Consider the following 23361-nt stretch of genomic DNA (forward strand, 5'->3'; position numbering starts at 1 on the left):
CACTTTTAAAAGTTTTTGAATTATAATTTTAAAATATAAAAGCAACAGCCAAACGGTTGTTGCTTTTTTTATTCTACTGATTTCCTTACATTTATAAGAATATAATAATTAACTAACTTATAAATATGGAATCCAATATTATTTACGTACCAATCCTCATGGCCATTCTTGGCCTTATTTTTATGGGGATAAAAGCAGCTTGGGTAAAACGCCAATCGGCAGGAAACGAGCGAATGCAGTCTATTTCAAAAAGTATAAAAGAAGGAGCTTTAGCCTTTTTAAATGCTGAATATCGACTGCTTTTTATTTTTGTAATCATAGCTTCCATTGCTTTGTTCGGAATTTCTTTAATGGTGCCCACCACAAGTTGGATGATAGTTCCTGCATTTATTATCGGGGCTGTTTTTTCAGCACTTGCTGGAAACATCGGGATGCGAATTGCTACCGAAGCAAATGCACGTACCACCGAAGCCGCCAAAACGAGTTTGCCACAGGCGTTACAAGTGTCTTTTGGTGGTGGAACGGTAATGGGACTTGGGGTTGCTGGTTTGGCTGTTCTCGGATTGAGTCTTTTCTTTTTAATATTTACGATGCAGTTCTTGGGAGCCGATGGTTCTTTTTATGATAATATGACCATGGTTTTAGAAGCACTCGCTGGATTTTCTTTGGGTGCTGAATCGATTGCACTTTTTGCACGTGTTGGCGGTGGAATTTACACCAAAGCAGCTGATGTAGGAGCCGATTTGGTAGGGAAAGTTGAAGCTGGAATTCCAGAAGACGACCCTCGTAACCCTGCAACTATTGCTGATAATGTAGGAGATAACGTAGGGGATGTAGCAGGAATGGGAGCCGATTTATTTGGTTCGTATGTTGCTACAGTTTTGGCGGCTATGGTACTTGGAAATTATGTAATTCGAGATATGAGTATCGACGCTCCTTTTACAGATAGTTTTAATAATATGGGACCAATACTTTTACCGTTGGTAATTGCTGGAGTTGGAATTTTAGCTTCTATTATTGGTACTTTTTTAGTGAAAATTTCTTCGGATGATGCTAAAGAACCGCAAGTGCAAAAAGCCCTTGATATGGGGAATTGGATTGCAATTGCATTAACGCTTTTAGCAAGTTACTTCTTGATAGATTTTATGTTGCCTGAAACTATGAATATGAAGTTTTTTGGAAACGATTATACTGTAGCCGTTCCTTCGATGAATGTATTTTGGTCGACTTGTATTGGTTTGGCTGTTGGCGCATTGATTTCGTATGTTACAGCGTATTATACCAGTTTAGGAAAAAAACCTGTGTTAGATATAGTTCAAAACAGTTCAACAGGTGCTGCCACCAATATTATTGCGGGATTGGCTGTCGGAATGAAATCTACCTTTTGGTCGGTTTTACTTTTTGCAGCCGCAATTTACGGTTCGTATGAATTGGCAGGTTTTTACGGAGTTGCTTTGGCGGCTTCGGCTATGATGGCTACCACTGCTATGCAATTGGCTATCGATGCATTTGGCCCGATTGCCGATAATGCAGGAGGAGTTGCCGAGATGAGCGAATTAGAACCTGAAGTTCGTGAGCGTACCGATATTTTAGATTCTGTGGGGAATACAACTGCAGCCGTAGGTAAAGGTTTTGCAATTGCTTCTGCTGCTTTAACCGCTTTGGCACTTTTTGCAGCCTATGTTACATTTACAGGAATAGATGGAATTAATATTTTTAAAGCTGATGTACTCGCAGCACTTTTTGTGGGTGGAATGATTCCTGTAGTGTTTTCAGCATTAGCGATGAAGTCGGTTGGGAAAGCGGCCATGGAAATGGTGCAAGAAGTAAGAAGGCAGTTTAGAGAAATACCCGGAATATTAGAAGGTACAGGAAAACCAGAGTACGGAAAATGTGTAGAAATCTCTACCAAGGCTGCATTGCGAGAAATGTTATTACCAGGTTTGTTAACCATACTTTCGCCAATTATAATCGGTTTACTTTTTGGTGCTGAACCGCTTGGAGGTTATATGGCAGGTGTTTGTGTGTCGGGTGTAATGTGGGCTATTTTTCAAAACAATGCAGGCGGTGCTTGGGATAATGCTAAAAAATCGTTTGAAGCAGGTGTGGAAATTAACGGAGAGATGACATTTAAGGGTTCAGACGCACATAAAGCAGCTGTAACTGGAGATACTGTGGGAGATCCTTTTAAAGATACTTCTGGCCCTTCAATGAATATTTTAATAAAACTTACTTGTTTGGTAGGGCTGGTTATTGCGCCAATTTTAGGCGGACATGGTTCGGATACAATGGTTGCCAATTCAAAAGAAATAATCGAGCAACAAATACGTGTAAAAGTAGATGAAACCGATTTAGGAGTAAGTAAAGCAGTTATAACAAAGACCAAAACAGTAAATGGTAAAACTGTTACAGAAGAAGTGGTTATAGAAGGAACTCCTGCCGAGATTGAAGAAACCGTAAAAACCCTTAAAAGTAGATAGTTTTTTATATATTTTATTGAAAATCAAAAAAATATAATTAAATTTGGAATGAAACTGTTGCTCATTTCGCGTAGATAATGAGTGGCTTGGGGTAGTTTTGAGAAGCTAAAAGTGTTTTAGAAATACTTTTAGCTTCTTTTGTTTTGTAGTGAAAAGAAATAGCACACTTGACTTTTAAATGTATATGCTATAAGTATGTTAAAATTTTAATTGGGCATAAAAAATTTTCGATATTTTTCTATATTAGTTCAATTCATCGGAGTTTATAAGACTTTTAACGAGTATTAATTTAAACTCCATTAGAGTTTAGTTGTTTATTTTAAATGTTTTAATATGAAAAGACTAGTGGTAGTTTTGATTTTCTTGATTTCTATTCAAAATGATTTATTTGCGCAAGGTTATACAGTTGTGTATGAAAAAGAATTAAAACCTAAGGTAGGAAATCAGTTAAATAGTATAACCGATCCAATTTTAAAAAAGCAAATAGAAGCTCAATTGGTTAAAGTAGAATTATACGAACTACTTCATAAAGACGGAATTTCCTCTTTTGCTAAGAAAAAAGATAGTGAGGACAAAACTGACGGAACATTAGAGCTAGAGGGCACAACAAAAAAGCAGTCTGTCAAAGTAATCCGAATGGGCTCAAATGACGCTTCTACTTTGTATAAAGACCCAAAAAATGCAATTTATCTTGAAGCTACAAACTTGCTAGGTAAGGAGTTTCTTGTAAAAGATAACTTAACAAAGTTTGAATGGGATGTAACTGAAGAAAAAAAACCTATTGGGAAGTATATCTGTAAAAAAGCTACCGCTAAGGTAGGTGAGAAAATAATAACTGCTTGGTATACGCCTTCGATTCCTATTAGCGATGGTCCAAGCGAGTATTACGGACTTCCAGGACTTATCATTCAGCTTATAGATGATACTATTACATACAATGCATTGAGTGTGCAAGAAACTTCAGACATAACGATTACAAAGCCTACCAAAGGAAAGGAAGTTACCAAGGAAGCATTTAAAAAACTTCAGCAAGAACAAATAGAGGCTTTAAAACAACAGTATAGTAATTAATTCCATTTTTTTACCTTTAATATGTTAAAAGCTAATCCATTAGCCATTTTTTATATTATTATCTTTTTAAGTTTTTCTAGTGGATTTTCGCAAACAGAAAAGAGACTTAAGGGAAAGCTGTTAGATATATCTAATGACACTATTATAGGAGCTTCAGTTGTGTTGAAAAATTCAGCTAACGAAATTATTACGTATACAATTTCTGACGAAAAAGGAAATTTTGAGCTAATAACTACTGCCACAGGTACAAATACATTAGAAATTTCCCATATTTCATACGCACTGTACACAGAAATAATCAATCTTGTTGAGACGGAAATTAGTTATCCGCTAGAAATCGTATTACAACCCAATAGTAACGAGTTGGATGAAGTGGTTATTCAAGGAAGAAAAACGATTGCGCAACAGCGAGGAGATACATTGCGTTATAATCTCAATGTTTTAACTACGGGAAACGAACAAAAGTTAAAAGATATTATTGAAAAATTACCTGGATTAGAAATCGACGAGAGCGGAAAAATAAAATCTGAAGGAAAAGTAATAGAGAACTTATTGGTAGATGGAAAACCTTTTTTTGGTGATAACCATAAAATAGCGACCGATAATTTGAATGCGAAAATGATAAAGGGAGTTGACCTTATCCAAAACTATGAAAATTTTAGCGCTGTAAAAGATATTGAAGGAAGTGAAGAAACCGCATTAAACATTCAGATAAAAGAAGAATACCAAGGAAAACCTACGGGTAACATTGAAGCTTACGGGGCTTACAAAGAGCGTTATCGTTTTCATACCAATTTGTTTTCTTTTGCTAAAACGCACAACGTTAGTTTTATTGGAGACCTTAATAACACAGGGCAACAACCTATAAGCTTGTTAGATTTTCTTCAAATGGATAAAAGCACGAATATTAAGAACGCAGAAGATGAAATATCTTCAATAAATACAAATTCAAATCTTCCAAGCTTTTTATTCGATAATGATAACCGAACAAAGCAACAATCAAAATTTGGAGCCTTAAATGCAGTTTTTACTCCTTTTAAAAATGTAGCAATAGATGCTTTTAGTATTTTGGATATTGAAAACATTAACAGTGAACAATTTTCTAGTCGGGAATATTTTTCACAAAACGAAACAATTTACAGTGAAGAATTGATACAAGATGATAATGATTTTTTAATCAATCAAACTAATATCAATATAGAATACAAACCCGTAACAAATGGATTATTACAATATGCGTTGAATTACAACCCGCATAAAAACGAATTTTACACAACTATTGATGGCGAAGTAGATGCAAAGCAACAAAATACTGTGCAAAAAATTAATTCTAAAGGATACAGTTTAGGACAGAATTTAGGATATACTACGCGTTTGGCAAGAAATAAACTCTTTTCGGTACATGCGTTTTCCAATGTTGGGCGAGAATATACACAGCTCTACCTTTTGTCTAATCAAATACTATTTGATATAAACGACAGTATAAACCAACAAACAAAAAACAATATAGAAGAATCGGGTTTGTATTCAAAATATACACAGCGTATTAAAAATCATATTCTAAAATTCAATTTGGGGTATGTTTGGCAAGAAAGCGAATTTTACAATACATCATTTTCTAAAGATTCTATTAACACGAACAGCCAAAATTACGGATACGCAGGAACTTCTATCGAAAAGAAAGAGGGTTTTTTTCAATATAAAGCTTTGCTAAATTTACGTAATTATGAGCTTTCATATCAGCAAAAAAATGAAAATACTTGGCTGTTTTTACCAGCATTAGAAAGTAAACTGCAGTTTTCAGAAAGGCATTACACCTCATTTAAATACACTAGGCAAACAGGGTTTTCTGTTGCTGAACAATTGAACGCTTTTTCGTATGCTATCGATTATCGAAATTTTCGCTTGGCAAGTGTTGCCGAGAATCAAATCCCTATTCTTAACGACCGATTTGAATTCCAATATTTTTATTTGAATCTTTACAGCGGAACGCAAGTTTTCTTCAATTCACTTTATAATGAAAGTAAAAATTACATCGGTGTGAACAGTGAAGTTGTTGGGAGTTATAATTACTCAACAACATTAAATACTCCTTATAAAAGTAATTGGATAAATACACTTCGTTTTCAAACTCGTATTAAGCCACTTAAAGTTATTTTTAAAACAAACCTTGAGTACACTCGCAATGTGTTTAATAACTATGTTAGTGCGATTCAAAATAAGGCTATTAACAAGCGATATATTATAAAACCGTCTCTAACCAGTTATTATAAAGACGCATGGTTGAATTATGAATTAGGAGTAGATTACGAGCAAAACAATACTCTTTTTGAAGTTACACAATTAGAAAATAGAGGTCGTAAACTAAGTCCATTTATTAACCTTAAAGGTGTATTTGCTCAGTATTGGAGTTATTGCCTTAATAATGCATGGTCTTTTTATAAAACTGAAAATATCGAAAGAGATTTTTACCAACTCGATTTTGAAGTCAAATATCATAAGAGCGATTCAAAATTTAGTTATTGGCTATCTGGAGAAAATATTTTAAATATTTCAAGTACAGAAATTGTAGAAGCCAATGCCTTGCAAAATAGCATTTCACGAAATGTTATTTATAGAATGCCAGGATATATTGGAGTAGGGGCATCGTATGATTTTTAAATAAAATTACATTTATAAATTTGAAATGAAACTGTTGCTCATTTCACGTTGATAATGATTGGCTTAGGGTAGTTTTGAGAAGCTAAAAGTGTTTTAGAAATACTTTTAGCTTCTTTTGTTTTGTAGCGTAAGCTTATATAAAAGGTAATTCTAGAGTTGCTTATATTCTCAATAAAAGTGTTAAAAACCTAATTTTTTATATAAAATTTTCTAAAATTATTTTTTATTTTCTATATTAGTATCATTTAGCGAACAAAAGGCCTTTTGACGATGTTGATAAACATAATTAATTAACTTAAATTTTAAACATTATGAAAAATTTATTTTTTGCTTTAGTTTTTATGCTAATAGGAACTTTTGCGTTTGGAGGTAATATGAATAGCTCTTCTGTTGAAGTTGATTTAAATGAAGATTTAGTTTGTGGGTTCGAACTTTCATGGCAGACCGATGGTCCTTATGGATCCGGGAGCTCATGGTTTGATTGCGATGGTTGGGATATGGATGATATTATGTATATGATTGAAGAAATGTTTTTTTAAAAAAACTAATAACAAATTGGGTTCTTAAAAGAGCCCAATTTTAATTTACTAACTATGAAATTACTCATTACGATTATATTAATGTTGGTTTGTAATATCCATATGTTTTCTCAAAATTTTAAAGGGATTGCGACCTATAAATACCAAATACCAAATGAAACATTATTGATTAAAACAGCTACTCTTGAGTTTAATCAAAATGAAACATTATTCTCATACAATAGATTAAAAGGTACAGATGAGCAAGTTGGAACTAAAATGGTGAATAATAGTGAAAAAATAAATATCACTATTAGTACTCAAGATGAGCAAGGGTTTAGTACGTATAGAGATTATTCTTCTAAAGAAATTATAAATAGGTCTTCTAAAATTGGGAATCTATTTAATGCTTTTATTTATGATGATAAATGGATTGAAATAGAATGGAAAATAATAGATGAATATAAAATGATAGGTAAGTATAATTCTCAAAAGGCTATTGGAGATTATAGAGGGCGGACTTATACTGTATGGTTTACTGAAGAAATCCCTTTACCATATGGTCCGTGGAAATTATTTGGTTTACCTGGATTAATAATTGAAGCCAAAGACGCTGAAAATATGTTCATGGCAAAATTAACTTCTATAAAGTACCCGTGTGACTGTAACTTTATGATTGAAAAACCTAGTGCTCCAGAGAAAAAAACTGTACAAGAATATGTTGAGTTTCGAGAAAATATTAATAAAATGATTTTCGAAAAAATGAGATCTCGATTGCCAAGAGAAAAAGCAAATAGTATGACGTACAATGAAAAGAATGGTGAAAAAAGAAAATATTGGGATGAAAAAGTTTTTGAATGGGAGTAGGCGTTGAGAGAATCATCAACCTTAATAAACTTTTTGAGTGTTAAAAAGATAAGAGAGGATGGAGCCATTTGGTCACATGAGTTTGTCTGTCGATGTAGTAATTACACCTGTGAAATTTGATGAGTACGAGTACTAATTAATTCTATATCTAATAGGGAAACTAGTATATCTATATTTATTGTTTATAGATATAACCAAGAAGAAATTATTTACGAATGGGAAGAAAATGCTGTTGCACATTAAAAACTACATTTATAATTATATTATTAAGTGTTGTACATAATGTGTGTATTGCACAAACCACTATTCGAGGGAATGTAAAAGACAGCATCGAGAGTATTGCTTCAGCCAGCGTTATTTTAAAAGACTCTACAAATACTTCTATCATTAGCTATACATATTCAGATGCTTCAGGAAACTTTATCTTATATCCAAAGAAAAACGGGACATATAATCTTGTAGTAGCTTCACTTGGGTATGAATCAAAAACAATTCCTGTACAGCTTTCAGCAGAAAAAAAAGAAATTGAAATAGAGATTCTGTTAAAAGAAAAGCCATTAACACTTAATGAAGTTATCATTGAAACAGAGGTTCCTATTGCTGTTTCAAAAGACACTATTAACTACAAAACAAAATTTTTTGTTGACGGTACAGAGCAATCTGTTGAAGATTTACTTAAAAAAATTCCCGGACTTCAAGTAGACAATAACGGCACGATAAAAGTTGGTAATAAAGAAATTGAAAAACTTATGGTAGAGGGCGATGACCTCTTTGAGAAAGGCTATAAGATACTCTCTAAAAATATGCCAGCTTATCCAATAGAGGAAGTGGAAGTGTTACGTAATTATTCAAATAATCGATTGCTCAAAAATATTGAAGAAAGTGATAAGGTTGCCTTGAACTTAAAACTCGATGAAAAATCAAAAAGGATATGGTTTGGTAATATAGAAGCTAGCTTTGGAAATGATAATTTTTATCAATTAAAAGCAAACCTTATGAATTTTGGCAAAAAAAATAAATATTATTTTTTCACCAATCTTAACAATATTGGTTTCGATGCAACAGGAGATATACAACATTTAATTAAACCGTTTAGAATTAATGAGCCCGCTAGTATTGGAGATAACCAAAGCGCTAATGAGATATTAAATTTATCTGCCTCCAATTTAAATTTTGAACAAGACCGTGTAGACTTTAACAATGCCGAGTTACTTTCTTTAAATGCAATTTTTAACCCGACAAAAAAACTTAAAATTAAAACATTAGGTTTTTTTAATTGGGATGAAACAAGCTTCTATAAAAACAGCATTGACGAAGTTAATTTTGGAGATACAAACTTTACAAATACCGAAACTTATAAGCTTAAAAATAAAAGAAAGATTGCTTTTGGAAAACTAGACATTACTTATAATAGTTCGGAAACTAAGATGCTCGAAGCTACAACAAAGTTTAATAGTGGGAATTTTAACGACCAAACAAATTTAGTTTTTAATGGTAGTAGTACCGTTGAAGGCTTAAAAAGTAATAATACGCTTTTTGACCAAAAAATAAATTATACAAACAAGTTTAAAGAGAAAAAAGTTTTTTTACTAACGGGAAGGTACATCAATGAGCAAACACCTCAAAATTATCAAATCAATCAATTTTATTACCAAGAACTGTTTCCAGAAAACCAAAACGCTAATAACGTTAAGCAATACAGTAGTAATTTAATGCAATACATTGGAGTTAATGCACATTTACTTGATAGAAAACAAAACGGGAATTTATTAGAAATTCAAGTAGGAAACGAATTGAGAAATGATAAACTCAACTCGAGTTTTTTGTTGTTGGAAGATAAAGACTTCCTTATTGATCCTGAAGATTATCAAAACAATACTAAATATTTAGTGAACAACTTATTTGCTAAAACTAAGTATCAACATAAATTAAATAAAGTAAGTTTAACAGCAAAACTAAACATTCATCAATTATACAATTCGCTGGAGAATAACAATATATCAACTTCTCAAAGTCCGTTTTTTATGAACCCTAGTTTGAGCGCTAAATGGGAGTTAAATGATAAAAACGAGTTCAATATTTCATATGCATATAACACCACAAATGCTAAGATTTTAGATGTTTATAGCAATTTTATCCTGACAGATTTTCGTTTGTTTATAAAAGGAACAAGCAATTTTAATCAATTAGAAGCGACATCATTATTTATAAATTATCAATTAGGAAATTATTTTGACCGCTTTTTTGCTAATACTTTTATCAGTTATACCAAAAGTCACGATTTCTTTTCAACGAGTACCTACATTGCGCAAAATTATACACAGGCAGAAAAAATATTGATTCATGACCGAGAGTTTTTTAGTGTAAACTCGACAGTCGACTATTACTTAAAATTTGTAAAAACCAATTTAAAGTTAGATTTAGGCTACAGTAAAAGCAATTATAAAAACGTTGTAAACACGTCTGATTTAAGAGAGGTTAAATCTAACAATTACAACTATGGAGTTGAAGTCCGTTCTGGATTTAATGGCTTATTTAACTTTCATTTTGGTACTAAATGGACTTCAAATGAAATAAAAACTAGTATAAAAAATACCTATACAAATAATAAAAGCTTTTTAGACTTTACATTCCGATTCAATGAAAAATTTAATGTGCAATTACAGTCTGAACGCTATTATTTTGGTAATATCGATACTAATAATACGTACTATTTCTTAGACATAGAGTCGCGATATACTATTGTGAAAAATAAATTATCGGTTGGGATAAGCGGGAAAAATCTTTTCAATACTAAAACTTTTACCACCTATAATATTAGTGATATAGGGAATTCGACAACCCAATATCGATTACTTCCAAGGTATGTTCTCGCAAAGATTGAATACCGTTTTAAATAAGAAATATTTTTGTTTTAGCTGTATTATAGTTTAAGACGTTCCTCTCTAAAACAATCCGTTAATTTCGGCGTCGATTCTATTAATAATTTCTCCTAAATCTTCTGGGTTGTCAACAAAATCGTATTTATCTACATCTATAATTAAAAGTTTTCCTTTGTCGTATGTATGGATAAAAGCTTCGTAACGTTCGTTGAGTCGGCTTAAATAATCGATAGAGATAGAATTTTCGTATTCTCGCCCGCGTTTATGAATTTGGTTTACCAAATTTGGAATGGAGCTTCGAAGGTAAATAAGTAAATCGGGTGCTTGTACAAGACTTTCCATAAGCTCAAAAAGCGATGCGTAGTTTTCGAAATCTCTATTGGTCATTAACCCCATTGAGTGCAGGTTGGGTGCAAAAATATGAGCATCTTCGTAGATGGTTCTGTCTTGAATGATTTTTTTTCCGCTTTCGCGAATTTCAAGAATTTGTCGAAATCTGCTATTCAAGAAATAGATTTGCAGGTTAAAACTCCAACGTTCCATTTGTGTATAGAAATCGTCTAGGTACGGATTGTCTACTACATCTTCAAAGTGTGGTTCCCAGTTAAAGTGTTTGGCTAAGAGCCTTGTAAGGGTTGTTTTTCCTGCGCCTATATTACCTGCAATTGCAACGTGCATGGGATTTCGGTTTTATAAATTAATAACTTTGGTAAATATACAAGTTATGCCGGTTTGATGAAAAATAATTTCTTTTACTTTAATACCTAAATGTTGATGGTATTTAGGCAAGAATACGCAAGTACCAGTTACTAGCCCCGATAGAGCCAACTACCGTGTAGTGGCGAAAGCCTGCCTATCGTTAGGCAGGCGGGTAACAGCATTTGTAAAAATGCGTATAGAAAGTGCTTCTAACAAAAATGATTTTTTTAAAAAAAGTGTTAAACATTTTTAAGTTACAATCTAATGCGTACATTTGCATAGAATTTTGAGGAAAGATTTGACTGATTGCCACCTCGTAAAAAAAGAGCTAAAGCAGTGAACAACTTCTTTAGACGTGCCTGTCAAAATTCTTTCCCGAGAGCAATTTTAGAAATTACATTTATGGCATATTTATTTACATCGGAGTCTGTAAGTGAAGGACATCCTGATAAAATAGCAGATCAGATAAGCGATGCGCTTTTGGATAATTTTTTAGCATTCGACCCAGAGAGCAAAGTAGCTTGCGAAACCCTAGTTACAACGGGGCAAGTGGTACTTGCTGGAGAGGTGAAAAGTGGTACGTATTTAGACGTGCAGTCGATTGCTAGAGAGGTGATTAATAAAATTGGATACACCAAAGGAGCTTACCAATTTAGTGGGGATTCTTGTGGCGTTATTTCGTTAATTCATGAGCAATCGCAAGATATTAATCAAGGAGTCGACAGAGCTTCAAAAGAGGAGCAAGGAGCAGGAGACCAAGGGATGATGTTTGGTTATGCAACCAAAGAAACTGAAAACTACATGCCGTTGGCGTTGGATATTTCGCATAAAATCTTGCAAGAACTTGCTAACTTGCGTAGAGAAGAAAAAGAAATTACCTATTTACGTCCAGATGCTAAGGCGCAAGTAACTATTGAGTATTCTGATGACAACGTACCGCAACGTATCGATACCATTGTTATTTCGACGCAACACGACGCATTTGATACCGACGATGCAAAGATGTTGGCGCAAATTAAAAAGGATATTTTAGAAATTTTAATTCCAAGAGTCGTAGCGCAATTGCCAACCTATGTTCAGGAGTTATTTAACGACACTATAAAATACCATATCAACCCAACTGGGAAGTTTGTAATTGGTGGTCCTCATGGAGATAGCGGACTTACAGGAAGAAAAATTATTGTAGATACTTACGGCGGAAAAGGTGCGCACGGTGGTGGTGCATTTAGCGGAAAAGACCCAAGTAAAGTAGACCGAAGTGCGGCGTATGCAGCACGACATATTGCTAAAAACTTGGTGGCTGCAGGTGTTGCAGATGAGGTTTTGGTACAAGTAAGTTATGCGATTGGAGTGGTAGAACCAACTTCTATTTTTGTGAATACCTACGGAAGTTCTAAAGTGAATTTATCGGATGGTGAAATCGCTAAAAAAGTAGCAACATTATTCGATATGCGTCCGTTTGCCATTGAGGAACGTTTAAAACTACGTAATCCGATTTACTTAGAAACAGCCGCTTACGGGCATATGGGGAAACAGCCGCAAACAATTACTAAAGTTTACGAGTCTCCATATAACGGAAGGATTGAAAGAGAAGTGGAACTTTTTACTTGGGAGAAACTCGATTTTGTAGATAAAGTAAAAGAAGCCTTCGCTTTATAAATTAGATTTTTACCATAAGATTTGGAAAAGCGATTATATTTTCTGAATCTTTGAGAATATTCCTCTCTATTAGAGCGGATTGCTAAAATACCCACAAAGTGGGAAGTTCATTTAAAATTATTGATGTTATCAAGAAAGGCGGAAGGAATAGACCTGAAGATGCCTTAGCAACCCTTTATCTCGAGGAAACTCAGATTGAGAAGGTGCTACATTCTACCACAATTTGTGGATAGATAACGTTGAAATTACTTCTGTATTTACAACTTTCTTTTTAACATCTTATTGAATTCATTTTAAATAAAAGAAACGTTGAAAAACAAATTATTACATATTCCATTAAAAAATTACACCACACTCAGTGGCGTTACGCAAAACATCAACTTGTCGTACCAACTCTTTGGGCAACCTTTACATTCGGCGCCTATCGTAATGGTAAACCATGCGCTTACAGGAAACTCAGATGTGAGTGGAACACATGGTTGGTGGAAAGATTTAATAGGTGAAGGAAAAGCAATCGACACCAACTTTTACACTATTTTGGCATTTAACATTCCAGGAAATGGATTTGATGGTTTTGTGATTGATAATTACAAAGATTTTGTTGCGAGAGATATTGCTCGAATTTTCCTCCTCGGATTAGAAACCTTGCAAATTGAAAAATTATACACGCTTATAGGTGGTTCTTTGGGAGGTGGAATTGCATGGGAAATGATGGCACTAAACCCCAATTTAACACAGCATTTTATTCCTGTAGCAACCGATTGGAAATCGACCGATTGGTTAATTGCCAATTGTCAAATTCAGGAGCAATTTTTGGTGAATTCTAAAAATCCTGTACACGATGCACGAATGCACGCCATGTTGTGTTACCGTACGCCAGCGTCCTTTAAGTCGCGCTTCAAACGTAGTACCAATGAAGAATTACAAGTGTTTAATGTAGAGAGTTGGTTGTTGCATCATGGAAAAAAATTACAAGAACGTTTTCAACTTTCAGCTTATAAACTGATGAATCAGTTATTGAAAACCATCGATGTTACTCGCGACCGTCCTGAACATTTTAGTGTATTGGAAGCCATAAATGCTAATGTGCATATCATCGGGGTAAACTCTGATTTGTTTTTTACTGCGGAAGAAAACCGAGAAACGTATAAGCAATTGGCACAGTCGAGCGACCGTGTTCGGTATGGCGAAGTTGTGTCGGTACACGGGCACGATGCTTTTTTAATAGAATATGAACAATTAGAAAAATTAATAGGAGACATTTTTGAATCGTCACTTAACAACAATAAAATGAAGGTATTAAAGTTTGGAGGGAAATCCTTAGCCAATGGAGAAGGAATCAATAATGTAATTGAAATTATTGAGAATAAAGTAAAAGATGGAGAAAAGATTACCGTAGTTGTGTCGGCTAGAAATAATGCAACCAACGAGTTGGAAAGTATTTTAGAAACAGCTTCCGAAGGGCAAGATTATCAACACTTGTTGGATGCATTTATAAAATACCAAACGCAAGATTATCCTACTGCCGATTTGTCTGTGGAGTTTGATAGACTCGAAAAATTGTTCTCTGGGGTAAGCCTTTTAGGCGATTACAGCACCAAAATTAAAGATGAAGTATTGGCGCAAGGCGAAATTATTTCAGCAAAATTAATTACATCTATTTTAAAAGAAAAAGGTGTAAATGCCAACTTTACAGATGCGCGCGAACTTATTAAAACCGATGAAAAATTTGGGGATGCGCAACCGCTAGAAAAGCTTTCAAAAGAAAATGTATTGAAGCACTACGCTCAATACAACGGAACAACTGTAAATATCGTAACTGGATTTATCGGTTCGAATAAAAACAACGAAACCACCACTTTGGGACGTAACGGAAGTAATTATACTGCATCCTTGTTGGCAAACTTTTTGGATGCTGGCGAGTTGCAGAGCTTTACGCATGTAGATGGTATTTTTACTGCCAATCCCGACTTGGTGCCGAGTGCACAGCGTATTGAAGAATTGTCGTTTAATGAAGCTAACGAATTGGCAAATTTCGGAGCTACTATTTTACATGCAAAAACGATTATTCCATTAATCGAAAAAAATATTCCGCTTCGAATTTTAAATACTTTTAAGCACGATAACAAAGGAACGCTTATTACTGCCAATCCTAAAAAAGAAGGAATGAAGTCGCTTTCGGTGCTCGAAAATGTGGCGTTGGTAAATTTAGAAGGACGCGGACTTTTAGGAAAAGCAGGTGTCGATGCACGAATTTTTAATGCCCTCGGAAAAAAGGAAATCAGTGTGAGTATTATTTCACAGGGGTCTTCCGAGCGTGGTATTGGTTTGGTGGTAAATGCCAAAGATGCAACCGAAGCGATTATTGCTTTGGAAAAAGAATTTGAAAACGATTTTTACTCGAAAGATGTAAATAAAATTTCTGCCGTAGACGATGTTTCTGTAATTTCTATCATCGGGCAAGACTTGAGTACTTTTCATAAACCATACAACGCACTTATTAAAAACCAGATTATTCCAGTGTTGTTTAACAATACGGTTACAGGAAAGAACGTGAGTTTGGTAGTGAAAAAGTCACAACTTCATAAGGCGCTGAATGTAATTCATGGTGAGATTTTTGAAATTTGTAAGAAGATTAATATAGCTGTTTTCGGACACGGATTGGTAGGCGGTACTTTGATTAATCAAATTTTAACTTCGGCAGTCAATATTGAGGAACGTAAAAAAATTAAACTGAATATTTTTGCTGTTTCCAACTCTAAAAAACTATTGCTGTCTAAAGACGGAATCACAGCCAATTGGGCAACCGATGTGAAAGCTTCAAATCAGCCTGCTACTGTTGCTTCAGTAATTGATTTTGCTAAAGAAAATCATTTGGAAAACTTGATTGCAATCGACAATACGGCGAGCGAAGACTTTGTGTCGAATTACAAAACACTAATTGAAAATGGTTTCGATTTGGTGTCGTCAAATAAAATAGCCAATACGCTCGACTTCGAATTTTATAAAGAATTGAGAAGTCTGCTAGAAAAAAATCAGAAGCAATATTTATACGAAACTAATGTAGGTGCTGGGTTGCCACTTATTGATACGATTCGAATTTTACACCTTTCGGGAGAGAATATCACTCGAATTCGCGGAGTGTTTTCAGGAACTTTAAGTTATCTGTTTAACAGATTTTCTTCGGAAGAAAAAGCGTTTAGTGAAATTTTAAAGGATACTATTGAAAAAGGATTTACAGAACCCGATCCGCGTGAAGATTTATACGGAAATGATGTCGGAAGAAAATTGCTTATTTTGGCAAGAGAATTAGATTTGAAAAATGAATTTTCTGATGTGAGTATTCAGAATTTAGTTCCTGAAGAATTAAGGTCGAAGGAAGTTCCTGAATTTTTGAAAAGCTTAGCACAATTCGACGCGCCATATCAGCAAATAAAAGAAGAGCAAGAAGAAGGACATGTACTCCGTTATGTAGGCGATATGCATGGTGATTTGCAACAAGACAAAGGAGAGTTGGAAGTGAAATTAGTATCGGTGCCAGCCAACAGTGTGTTGGGACAGGTAAAAGGAGCTGATTCGATTTTCGAAATTTATACCGAATCTTATGGTGACCGACCTATTGTAATTCAAGGAGCTGGAGCTGGTGCAGCCGTAACAGCAAGAGGTGTTTTTGGAGATATCCTTAAATTAGCTGAAAGAGGGTAGTATTTAAAAGTACAAAGTTAGAGGAAGTTAAAAAGTAAATAAGTCAACGTGAGTTCGACATAAGAATGATGAATTTATAATAAAATTGACCTATTTAAAAAGTATTGAAAATCAAGGAAGCGGCGTGGGCTGATAGATAAAAAGCTGTTTGAGCGTAGCGAGTTCTTTTTATCTGTGGAGGAGGTTTCCGTAGATTTTCTTATACTTTTTAAATCAGTCTTGACTTTTTTGTTTCGTTTTTGTGTCAAGACAAAAATGAAAGGATAGTTAAATAACTGAAATACAGCTAATAGAGTTTTATGTATGTTGGCATTTATATCGAACTGAGGTTAGGTTAAGGACTTAAGTGACTGTAAATATATTTAGCAGTTTTGTCGAACCTGCCTTTGTCTGCAGACAGGGGAAGTCGAGATATCTTTGCCACTTTAAATCTCTACAACTTTGAATCTTCAGTATAAAAAACAAGAAATGAATTTTGCATAAAGCACTTAGCTTTTAGCATAAAGCAATAACAATATTATGAGTAAAAAACATTTTGAAACAGAAGCGATTCGCACGCAAATTGAGCGAACAGAATTTTTAGAACATTCGGCACCATTATATTTGTCGTCGAGTTTTGTTTTTGAAGATGCTGAAGATATGCGTGCTTCGTTTGCCGAAGAAAAGGACCGCAATTTATACAGCCGTTTTACCAATCCTAATACAACCGAGTTTGTAGACAAAATTTGTAAAATGGAAGGAGCCGAAGCAGGATATGCTTTTGCTACGGGTATGTCGGCAGTTTTTTCAACGTTGGCAGCGCTGTTAAATAGCGGCGATCATGTGGTTTCGGCACGTTCGGTTTTTGGTTCTACACATGCGTTGTTTACTAAGTTTTTACCGAAATGGAATATAGAAACTTCGTACTTTAAAGTAAATGAAGTTGATAAAATTGAAAGTTTAATTCAGCCAAACACCAAAATTCTTTTTGCAGAAACTCCTACAAATCCAGCTGTCGATGTACTCGATTTAGCACATTTAGGAGCTATAGCCAAGAAGCATAATTTAATTTTGGTAGTCGATAATTGTTTTGCAACGCCTTATTTACAAAAACCAATTGATTTTGGAGCACATATTGTGGTGCATTCGGCAACCAAATTAATTGATGGTCAAGGACGTGTTTTAGGAGGTGTTGCTGTTGGTCCTAGCGATTTAATAAGAGAAATTTATTTATTCTCTAGAAATACAGGTCCTGCTATGTCGCCTTTCAATGCTTGGGTACTTTCTAAAAGTTTGGAAACATTGGCTGTTCGTGTTGATCGTCATTGTGAAAATGCATTAAAAGTTGCTGAATTTTTAGAATCGCATGCAAATGTGAATTTTGTAAAATATCCTTTCTTGAAGTCACATCCGCAGTATGAAGTAGCTAAAAAACAGATGAAAAAAGGAGGAAGTATTGTGGCTTTCGAAATAAAAGGAGGCGTGGAAGCTGGTAGAAAATTTTTAGATGCCATTCAAATGTGTTCGCTTTCTGCCAATTTAGGGGATACGCGTACCATTGTTACACATCCTGCTTCTACCACACACAGTAAGCTTTCCGAAGAAGATAGACTTGAAGTTGGTATTTCAGACGGTTTAGTTCGTGTTTCTGTAGGCTTGGAAAACGTAGAAGATATCATTGCCGATTTGAAGCAAGCGCTTTCATAACAGCATAACAATTTATAAGATTTAAAGGTTGTGGCGAAAGTCACAACCTTTTTTTTGTGACTTTTTTTGCTGAATTCCATTTCATTAGTTAAAAATCACTAAAAACATTGGGATTTCTCGATTTATGTATTACTTTCGCTTAAAAATTCTATTAACCTATCGATTAACTAGAGTAATAAAGAAAAGAGAAATGATTTTAGATAAAGTATTACAAGGGAGTCAACATAGTAAAAGTGATGATATTCAGGTGGATAAATCAAGTTCAACCGATAAGTTAAGTAGGAGCATTGCAAAGTCAATTAGTTGGCGAATTGTAGGAACATTCGACACCATTATCATTTCTTACCTAGTAACAGGAACGATAAAACTGGCACTGTCGATTGGGTTTATAGAATTGGTTACAAAAATGACGCTTTACTTTTTCCATGAACGAATTTGGGAACGAATTAAATGGGGAAGATAAAATAAAGAAAACACTCTTTGTGAGAAATTAAGAATTACTGAAAACAGAACATATGCAAAGTTTTAGAACAGAAATTGAAAATCCCGTAGTTGAAAAAGATATCATAGAGTTGGAAAAGAAAATCCGACTTTTTAGAGACGGGAAGGTTGATGAAGAACGCTTTAGAAGCTTGCGTTTAGCTCGTGGAGTTTATGGACAGCGTCAAGAAGGGGTGCAAATGGTACGTATTAAATTGCCTTACGGAAAAGTAACAGGCGATCAATTATTGCGTATTTGCGATGTTTCTGATGAGTATTCTCGTGGTCGATTGCATATTACCACGCGTCAAGATATTCAAATTCATTATGTAAGTTTAGACCGAACACCAGAACTTTGGGCAGAGCTCGAAAAGAGCGATGTTACCATTCGTGAAGCTTGTGGAAATACGGTTCGAAATGTTACGGCGAGTCCAGAAGCTGGAATCGATCCTAATGAGCCATTCGACGTAACGCCGTATGCGCACGCAGTGTTTCAGTTTTTCTTACGTAATCCTGTTTGTCAAGAAATGGGAAGAAAATTTAAAATGTCGTTTTCGTCTTCCGATAGCGATACCGCACTTTCTTACATTCACGATTTAGGGTTTATTCCGAAGATAAAAAATGGAGAAAAAGGATTTAAAGTGATGTTAGGTGGAGGTTTAGGTTCACAACCAAGACATGCCGATGTGATGTACGAGTTCTTGCCTACCGATCAATTAATTCCTGTAATAGAAAGTGTTTTAAGAATTTTTGACCGTCATGGAGAACGCGCAAAACGTTTAAAAGCGCGTATGAAATTTTTAATAAAAGACATCGGTTTGGAAACGTTTCTTCAGTTAATTGAAGAGGAAAAAGTTGCACTGTCGACGCATAATTTCCCGATTGACGAGACTGCTTTTGATTTTGACCGTTCGGTTGTCGATGCAATTTCAGTTCCGAAAATCGATTTAAAAGATATCGAAGGATTCGAAAAATGGAAAAACTCTAATGTATTTCCACAGAAACAAGACGGATTGTTTTCCATAGGAATAAAAGTAAGATTAGGAGATTTTTATACTGATAAAGCTCGAAAATTGGCGAATCTTGTAAAAAATTATGGAGCCGATGAGTTGCGATTAACATTGCGTCAAGACATTTTAATTCGCCATATAAAAGCCGATTTGTTGCCGTTGTTTTATTTGGAATTAAAGGAACTTGGTTTTACCAAATTGGGGTATAATTCTACTGCCGATATCACAGCTTGTCCTGGTACCGACACTTGTAATTTAGGTATTGCAAGTAGTACAGGAATTGCCGATGTGTTGGAGAAAGTTTTAGAAGAAGAGTATCCTCAGTACTTAAGAAATCATGATGTAGCCATCAAAATAAGTGGTTGTATGAATGCTTGCGGACAGCACAATATGGCGCACATTGGTTTTCAAGGAATGTCCATCCGTACCAAAGAAAAATTGGTAGCTCCTGCACTTCAAATTTTATTAGGAGGTGGAGTTTTAGGAAATGGCGATGGGCGTTTTGCCGATAAGGTAATTAAAATTCCATCGAAAAGAGGGCCGCAAGCGTTGCGTTTAATTTTAGATGATTTTGAGTCGAATAAAGAGGGAGAAGAGAACTTTTTGGCGTATTACGACCGTAAAGAACAAATGTATTTTTACGATTTTTTAAAACCTTTATCAGATACAGACAATTTAACTGAAGATGATTTTGTAGATTGGGGACATGATAAAGCGTATGTTCAAGAAGTTGGTGTAGGAGAATGTGCCGGTGTTGTTATTGATTTAGTGGCTACTTTATTATTCGAAAGTGAAGAAAAAATAGAAAAAGCTCAGCTTTCTTTGGAGAATGAGAAATATGCCGATAGTATTTACCAATCGTATACATCGTTGATAAATACTGCAAAAGCACTATTAACTGCCGAAAATAAGAAAACCAATACCCATGCGGGGATAATAAATCAGTTTGACGAAGTATTTGTCGCAACCGGAAAGATTCAATTAAACACCACTTTCCAAGATCTCGTTTATCAAATAAATAGAAAACAACCATCTGAAGAATTTGCCAAATCGTTTATAGAAGAAGCGCAATCTTTTTATAAAAAGGCAGATGCATTCAGAAAATTAGAATTAGCAAATGCAGACAAATAACCAACCAAAACTGACTTTAATAGGGGCGGGTCCGGGTGATCCGGACTTGCTTACTGTTAAGGGAATGAAAGCATTGCAAACAGCCAACGTTGTTTTATACGACGCTTTGGTAAACCCTGTTTTACTTGAATATGCGCCAAAAGCAGAGCATATTTTTGTAGGTAAACGCAAGGGCTGTTATGCGTATCAACAAGAACAAATAAACGAACTCATGGTTAGTAGAGCAAAATCTCACGGGCATGTAGTACGTTTAAAAGGAGGCGATCCATTTGTTTTTGGAAGAGGCGCAGAGGAAATGGAATATGCTTTAAGTAGAGGCGTAGAAACCGTTTTTGTGCCAGGAATATCGTCGGCGTTGGCAGTACCTGCGTATCAAAATATTCCACTTACAAAAAGAGGAAGTTCCGAAAGTTTTTGGGTAATTACGGGCACCACCAAAGCTCATAAATTGTCAAACGATGTTGTGTTGGCTTCAAAATCATCAGCAACCGTTGTTATTTTAATGGGAATGAGTAAACTTTCAGAAATTACAACATTGTTTAAAAATGAAGGAAAACACAAACTTCCGATGGCAATTATTCAAAGTGGCACCACCCCAGAAGAAAAAATTGGTATTGGCACAGTCGATACTATTGAAAAAATTGTAGAAGAACAAGAGTTGACCAATCCTGCTATTATCATTATTGGCGAGGTGGTAAATCACAGAGCGCAAGTTTTAAATATTTATAAAGAAGTCGCTTCAGTATAAAACACAGAAAATGGAAGAACGCAACGAGTTATATCCTGTTTTTTTAAAAGTAAATTCCTTACAAACATTAATTGTTGGTGGCGGGAATGTTGCTTTGGAAAAACTCACTTTTTTACTGAAGTCGAGTCCGAATGCGCAAGTACAAATGGTGGCTCCATATTTTAGAGAGGAAACCATTGAAAAAGCCAAATCGCATCAAGTTGAAATGATTACTGATGTGTATGCCGAAAAATATTTAGAAGGCAAACATATTGTTATTGCAACTACCGATGATGAAGCTGTAAATGTGCAAGTTTATAAAGATTGCAAACAGCGAAATATTTTGGTAAATGTAGCGGATAATCCGCCGTATTGCGATTTTTATATGGGCGGAATTGTAACCAAAGGAAATGTAAAAATTGCGATTTCTACTAATGGAAAATCGCCAACCACAGCCAAGAGGTTACGTCAATTTTTTGAGGAAGTAATCCCAGAAAACATAGACGACTTGGTTCAGAATTTAAATATATACCGAAAAACCATCAAGGGGAATTTTGAGGAGAAAGTTGCTAAACTAAACGAATTTACAAAGAGTTTAGTTGAAAAATAGAAAAAGAAAAAGTTAGAAAAAAGTTATTGTTAATCCCGTCAGGGAAAAGTTTAAAGTCATGATTAAAACAGATATACTGATTATTGGGGCGGGTCCCACAGGATTATTTACCGTTTTTGAAGCAGGATTATTGAAGCTGAAATGTCATTTAATTGATGCATTGCCACAACCTGGAGGACAATGTTCTGAGATTTATCCGAAAAAACCAATTTATGATATTCCTGGTTTTCCAGAAGTATTAGCGGGCGATTTGGTAACCAATCTTTTAGAGCAAATAAAATCGTTTGAGCCAACATATACGTTAGGAGAACGTGCCGAAACGATTGAAAAGTTGGAAGACGAAACTTTTATTGTAACAACAAATAAAGGGACAAAACACCACGCGCCAGTAGTTGTAATTGCTGGAGGATTAGGGAGTTTTGAGCCTCGTAAACCACAAATCGACAATATTGAGCAGTTTGAAGATAACGGCGTGGCATATATTATCAAAGACCCAGAAGTATATCGCGATAAAAAAGTATTAATTGCAGGAGGAGGAGATTCAGCATTAGATTGGTCTATTTTCTTAGCAGATGTAGCTTCAGAAGTGTATTTAGTACATCGTAGAAACGAGTTTAGAGGTGCTTTGGATTCCGTAGAAAAAGTAGCAGAATTATCTAAGAAAGGAAAGATAGAACTTATTACCGAAGCAGAAGTAACACAATTGCATGGCGATGGAAAATTGGAAGCCGTAACGGTAAAACATTTAAAAGATGGAGAATCGCATGTGGAGGTTGATAATTTTATTCCGCTATTTGGATTGTCGCCAAAATTAGGGCCAATAGCCAATTGGGGATTAGAAATCGAAAAGAATGCCATCAAAGTAGATAATTCATACGATTACGCAACCAATATTCCTGGAATCTACGCCATTGGCGATGTGAATACATATCCTGGAAAATTAAAGCTGATTTTATCAGGATTCCACGAAGCTGCCGTGATGTGCCAAAGTGCATACCAACGTATTTTTCCAGATAAAAAGTACATCATGAAGTACACCACAGTTGGTGGCGTACAAGGCTTTGATGGAACTAAAAAGGAAGCTAAAAAAGAAGTGGTGAAGAGTATCGTTTAAATATTTTTCATATATAAATACATACAAGCAAACCTGTTCTCTTTAATAGGTTTGCTTTTGT

General features: G+C 34.7%; 15 protein-coding genes and 1 riboswitch. Of the genes, 14 read left to right on the forward strand and 1 reads right to left on the reverse strand.

Annotated features, from left to right (window positions below; translation table 11 throughout):
• Nucleotides 1-125: 125 nt before the first annotated feature.
• The 6 genes from JMA43_RS07515 to JMA43_RS07540 all read left to right on the forward strand — a co-directional run bounded on the left by JMA43_RS07515 (nt 126) and on the right by JMA43_RS07540 (nt 10497).
• Complete coding sequence (locus tag JMA43_RS07515) at nt 126-2480, forward strand: sodium-translocating pyrophosphatase (RefSeq protein WP_342155873.1); 2355 nt, start codon at nt 126-128, stop codon at nt 2478-2480.
• A 333-nt stretch (nt 2481-2813) separates the two neighbouring features.
• Entirely contained in the window at nt 2814-3551 is a 738-nt protein-coding gene (locus JMA43_RS07520) for a GLPGLI family protein (RefSeq protein WP_342155874.1), read from the forward strand.
• Nucleotides 3552-3572: 21 nt separating this feature from the next.
• Entirely contained in the window at nt 3573-6212 is a 2640-nt protein-coding gene (locus JMA43_RS07525) for a carboxypeptidase-like regulatory domain-containing protein (RefSeq protein WP_342155875.1), read from the forward strand.
• Nucleotides 6213-6523: 311 nt separating this feature from the next.
• Entirely contained in the window at nt 6524-6751 is a 228-nt protein-coding gene (locus JMA43_RS07530; protein WP_342155876.1) for a hypothetical protein, read from the forward strand.
• Nucleotides 6752-6805: 54 nt separating this feature from the next.
• Nucleotides 6806-7597: a GLPGLI family protein gene (locus JMA43_RS07535; protein WP_342155877.1), complete on the forward strand. Its 792-nt coding sequence runs from the start codon at nt 6806-6808 to the stop codon at nt 7595-7597.
• Between the two features lie 215 nt (nt 7598-7812).
• On the forward strand, nt 7813-10497 hold the full coding sequence (locus JMA43_RS07540; protein ID WP_342155878.1) for a carboxypeptidase-like regulatory domain-containing protein: 2685 nt from the start codon (nt 7813-7815) through the stop codon (nt 10495-10497).
• 45 nt (nt 10498-10542) lie between these two features.
• Here JMA43_RS07540 and JMA43_RS07545 read toward each other — a convergent pair whose 3' ends face one another.
• Complete coding sequence (locus JMA43_RS07545; protein WP_342155879.1) at nt 10543-11157, reverse strand: deoxynucleoside kinase; 615 nt, start codon at nt 11155-11157, stop codon at nt 10543-10545.
• A gap of 423 nt (nt 11158-11580) precedes the next feature.
• Here JMA43_RS07545 and metK point away from each other — a divergent pair, with 423 nt between their 5' ends.
• From metK to JMA43_RS07585, 8 genes are all read left to right on the forward strand, one after another.
• The gene (gene metK / locus JMA43_RS07550) at nt 11581-12837 is read left to right on the forward strand and encodes a methionine adenosyltransferase (RefSeq protein WP_342156011.1); all 1257 of its coding nucleotides are present in this window, start codon (nt 11581-11583) and stop codon (nt 12835-12837) included.
• A 123-nt stretch (nt 12838-12960) separates the two neighbouring features.
• Nucleotides 12961-13077, forward strand: a riboswitch (SAM riboswitch).
• A gap of 69 nt (nt 13078-13146) precedes the next feature.
• Nucleotides 13147-16542, forward strand: a complete 3396-nt coding sequence (thrA, locus tag JMA43_RS07555; protein ID WP_342155880.1) for a bifunctional aspartate kinase/homoserine dehydrogenase I — start codon at nt 13147-13149, stop codon at nt 16540-16542.
• Nucleotides 16543-17061: 519 nt separating this feature from the next.
• Nucleotides 17062-18228 carry a trans-sulfuration enzyme family protein gene (locus JMA43_RS07560; RefSeq protein ID WP_342155881.1) on the forward strand — a complete coding sequence of 389 codons (1167 nt, stop codon included), beginning with the start codon at nt 17062-17064 and terminating at the stop codon, nt 18226-18228.
• 190 nt (nt 18229-18418) lie between these two features.
• On the forward strand, nt 18419-18691 hold the full coding sequence (locus tag JMA43_RS07565) for a DUF2061 domain-containing protein (protein ID WP_342155882.1): 273 nt from the start codon (nt 18419-18421) through the stop codon (nt 18689-18691).
• Nucleotides 18692-18743: 52 nt separating this feature from the next.
• Entirely contained in the window at nt 18744-20849 is a 2106-nt protein-coding gene (locus JMA43_RS07570) for a HEPN domain-containing protein (RefSeq protein WP_342155883.1), read from the forward strand.
• Nucleotides 20836-21597, forward strand: a complete 762-nt coding sequence (gene cobA / locus JMA43_RS07575) for a uroporphyrinogen-III C-methyltransferase (RefSeq protein WP_342155884.1) — start codon at nt 20836-20838, stop codon at nt 21595-21597. Before JMA43_RS07570 ends, cobA begins: the two co-directional genes overlap by 14 nt.
• Before the next feature lie 10 nt (nt 21598-21607).
• Nucleotides 21608-22186 (forward strand): precorrin-2 dehydrogenase/sirohydrochlorin ferrochelatase family protein, encoded by a 579-nt coding sequence (locus tag JMA43_RS07580; RefSeq protein ID WP_342155885.1) that lies wholly within the window; start codon nt 21608-21610, stop codon nt 22184-22186.
• Nucleotides 22187-22244: 58 nt separating this feature from the next.
• The gene (locus JMA43_RS07585) at nt 22245-23300 is read left to right on the forward strand and encodes an NAD(P)/FAD-dependent oxidoreductase (protein ID WP_342155886.1); all 1056 of its coding nucleotides are present in this window, start codon (nt 22245-22247) and stop codon (nt 23298-23300) included.
• Nucleotides 23301-23361 lie beyond the last annotated feature (61 nt).

This window comes from Joostella sp. CR20, assembly GCF_038433465.1.
Lineage (GTDB): Bacteria > Bacteroidota > Bacteroidia > Flavobacteriales > Flavobacteriaceae > Galbibacter.

Coding starts and splice junctions, on each gene's coding strand:
- JMA43_RS07515 (WP_342155873.1), top strand. CDS start 126: ATGGAATCCAATATTATTTACGTACCAATCCTCATGGCCATTCTTGGC.
- JMA43_RS07520 (WP_342155874.1), top strand. CDS start 2,814: ATGAAAAGACTAGTGGTAGTTTTGATTTTCTTGATTTCTATTCAAAAT.
- JMA43_RS07525 (WP_342155875.1), top strand. CDS start 3,573: ATGTTAAAAGCTAATCCATTAGCCATTTTTTATATTATTATCTTTTTA.
- JMA43_RS07530 (WP_342155876.1), top strand. CDS start 6,524: ATGAAAAATTTATTTTTTGCTTTAGTTTTTATGCTAATAGGAACTTTT.
- JMA43_RS07535 (WP_342155877.1), top strand. CDS start 6,806: ATGAAATTACTCATTACGATTATATTAATGTTGGTTTGTAATATCCAT.
- JMA43_RS07540 (WP_342155878.1), top strand. CDS start 7,813: ATGGGAAGAAAATGCTGTTGCACATTAAAAACTACATTTATAATTATA.
- JMA43_RS07545 (WP_342155879.1), bottom strand. CDS start 11,157: ATGCACGTTGCAATTGCAGGTAATATAGGCGCAGGAAAAACAACCCTT.
- metK (WP_342156011.1), top strand. CDS start 11,581: ATGGCATATTTATTTACATCGGAGTCTGTAAGTGAAGGACATCCTGAT.
- JMA43_RS07560 (WP_342155881.1), top strand. CDS start 17,062: ATGAGTAAAAAACATTTTGAAACAGAAGCGATTCGCACGCAAATTGAG.
- JMA43_RS07565 (WP_342155882.1), top strand. CDS start 18,419: ATGATTTTAGATAAAGTATTACAAGGGAGTCAACATAGTAAAAGTGAT.
- JMA43_RS07570 (WP_342155883.1), top strand. CDS start 18,744: ATGCAAAGTTTTAGAACAGAAATTGAAAATCCCGTAGTTGAAAAAGAT.
- cobA (WP_342155884.1), top strand. CDS start 20,836: ATGCAGACAAATAACCAACCAAAACTGACTTTAATAGGGGCGGGTCCG.
- JMA43_RS07580 (WP_342155885.1), top strand. CDS start 21,608: ATGGAAGAACGCAACGAGTTATATCCTGTTTTTTTAAAAGTAAATTCC.
- JMA43_RS07585 (WP_342155886.1), top strand. CDS start 22,245: ATGATTAAAACAGATATACTGATTATTGGGGCGGGTCCCACAGGATTA.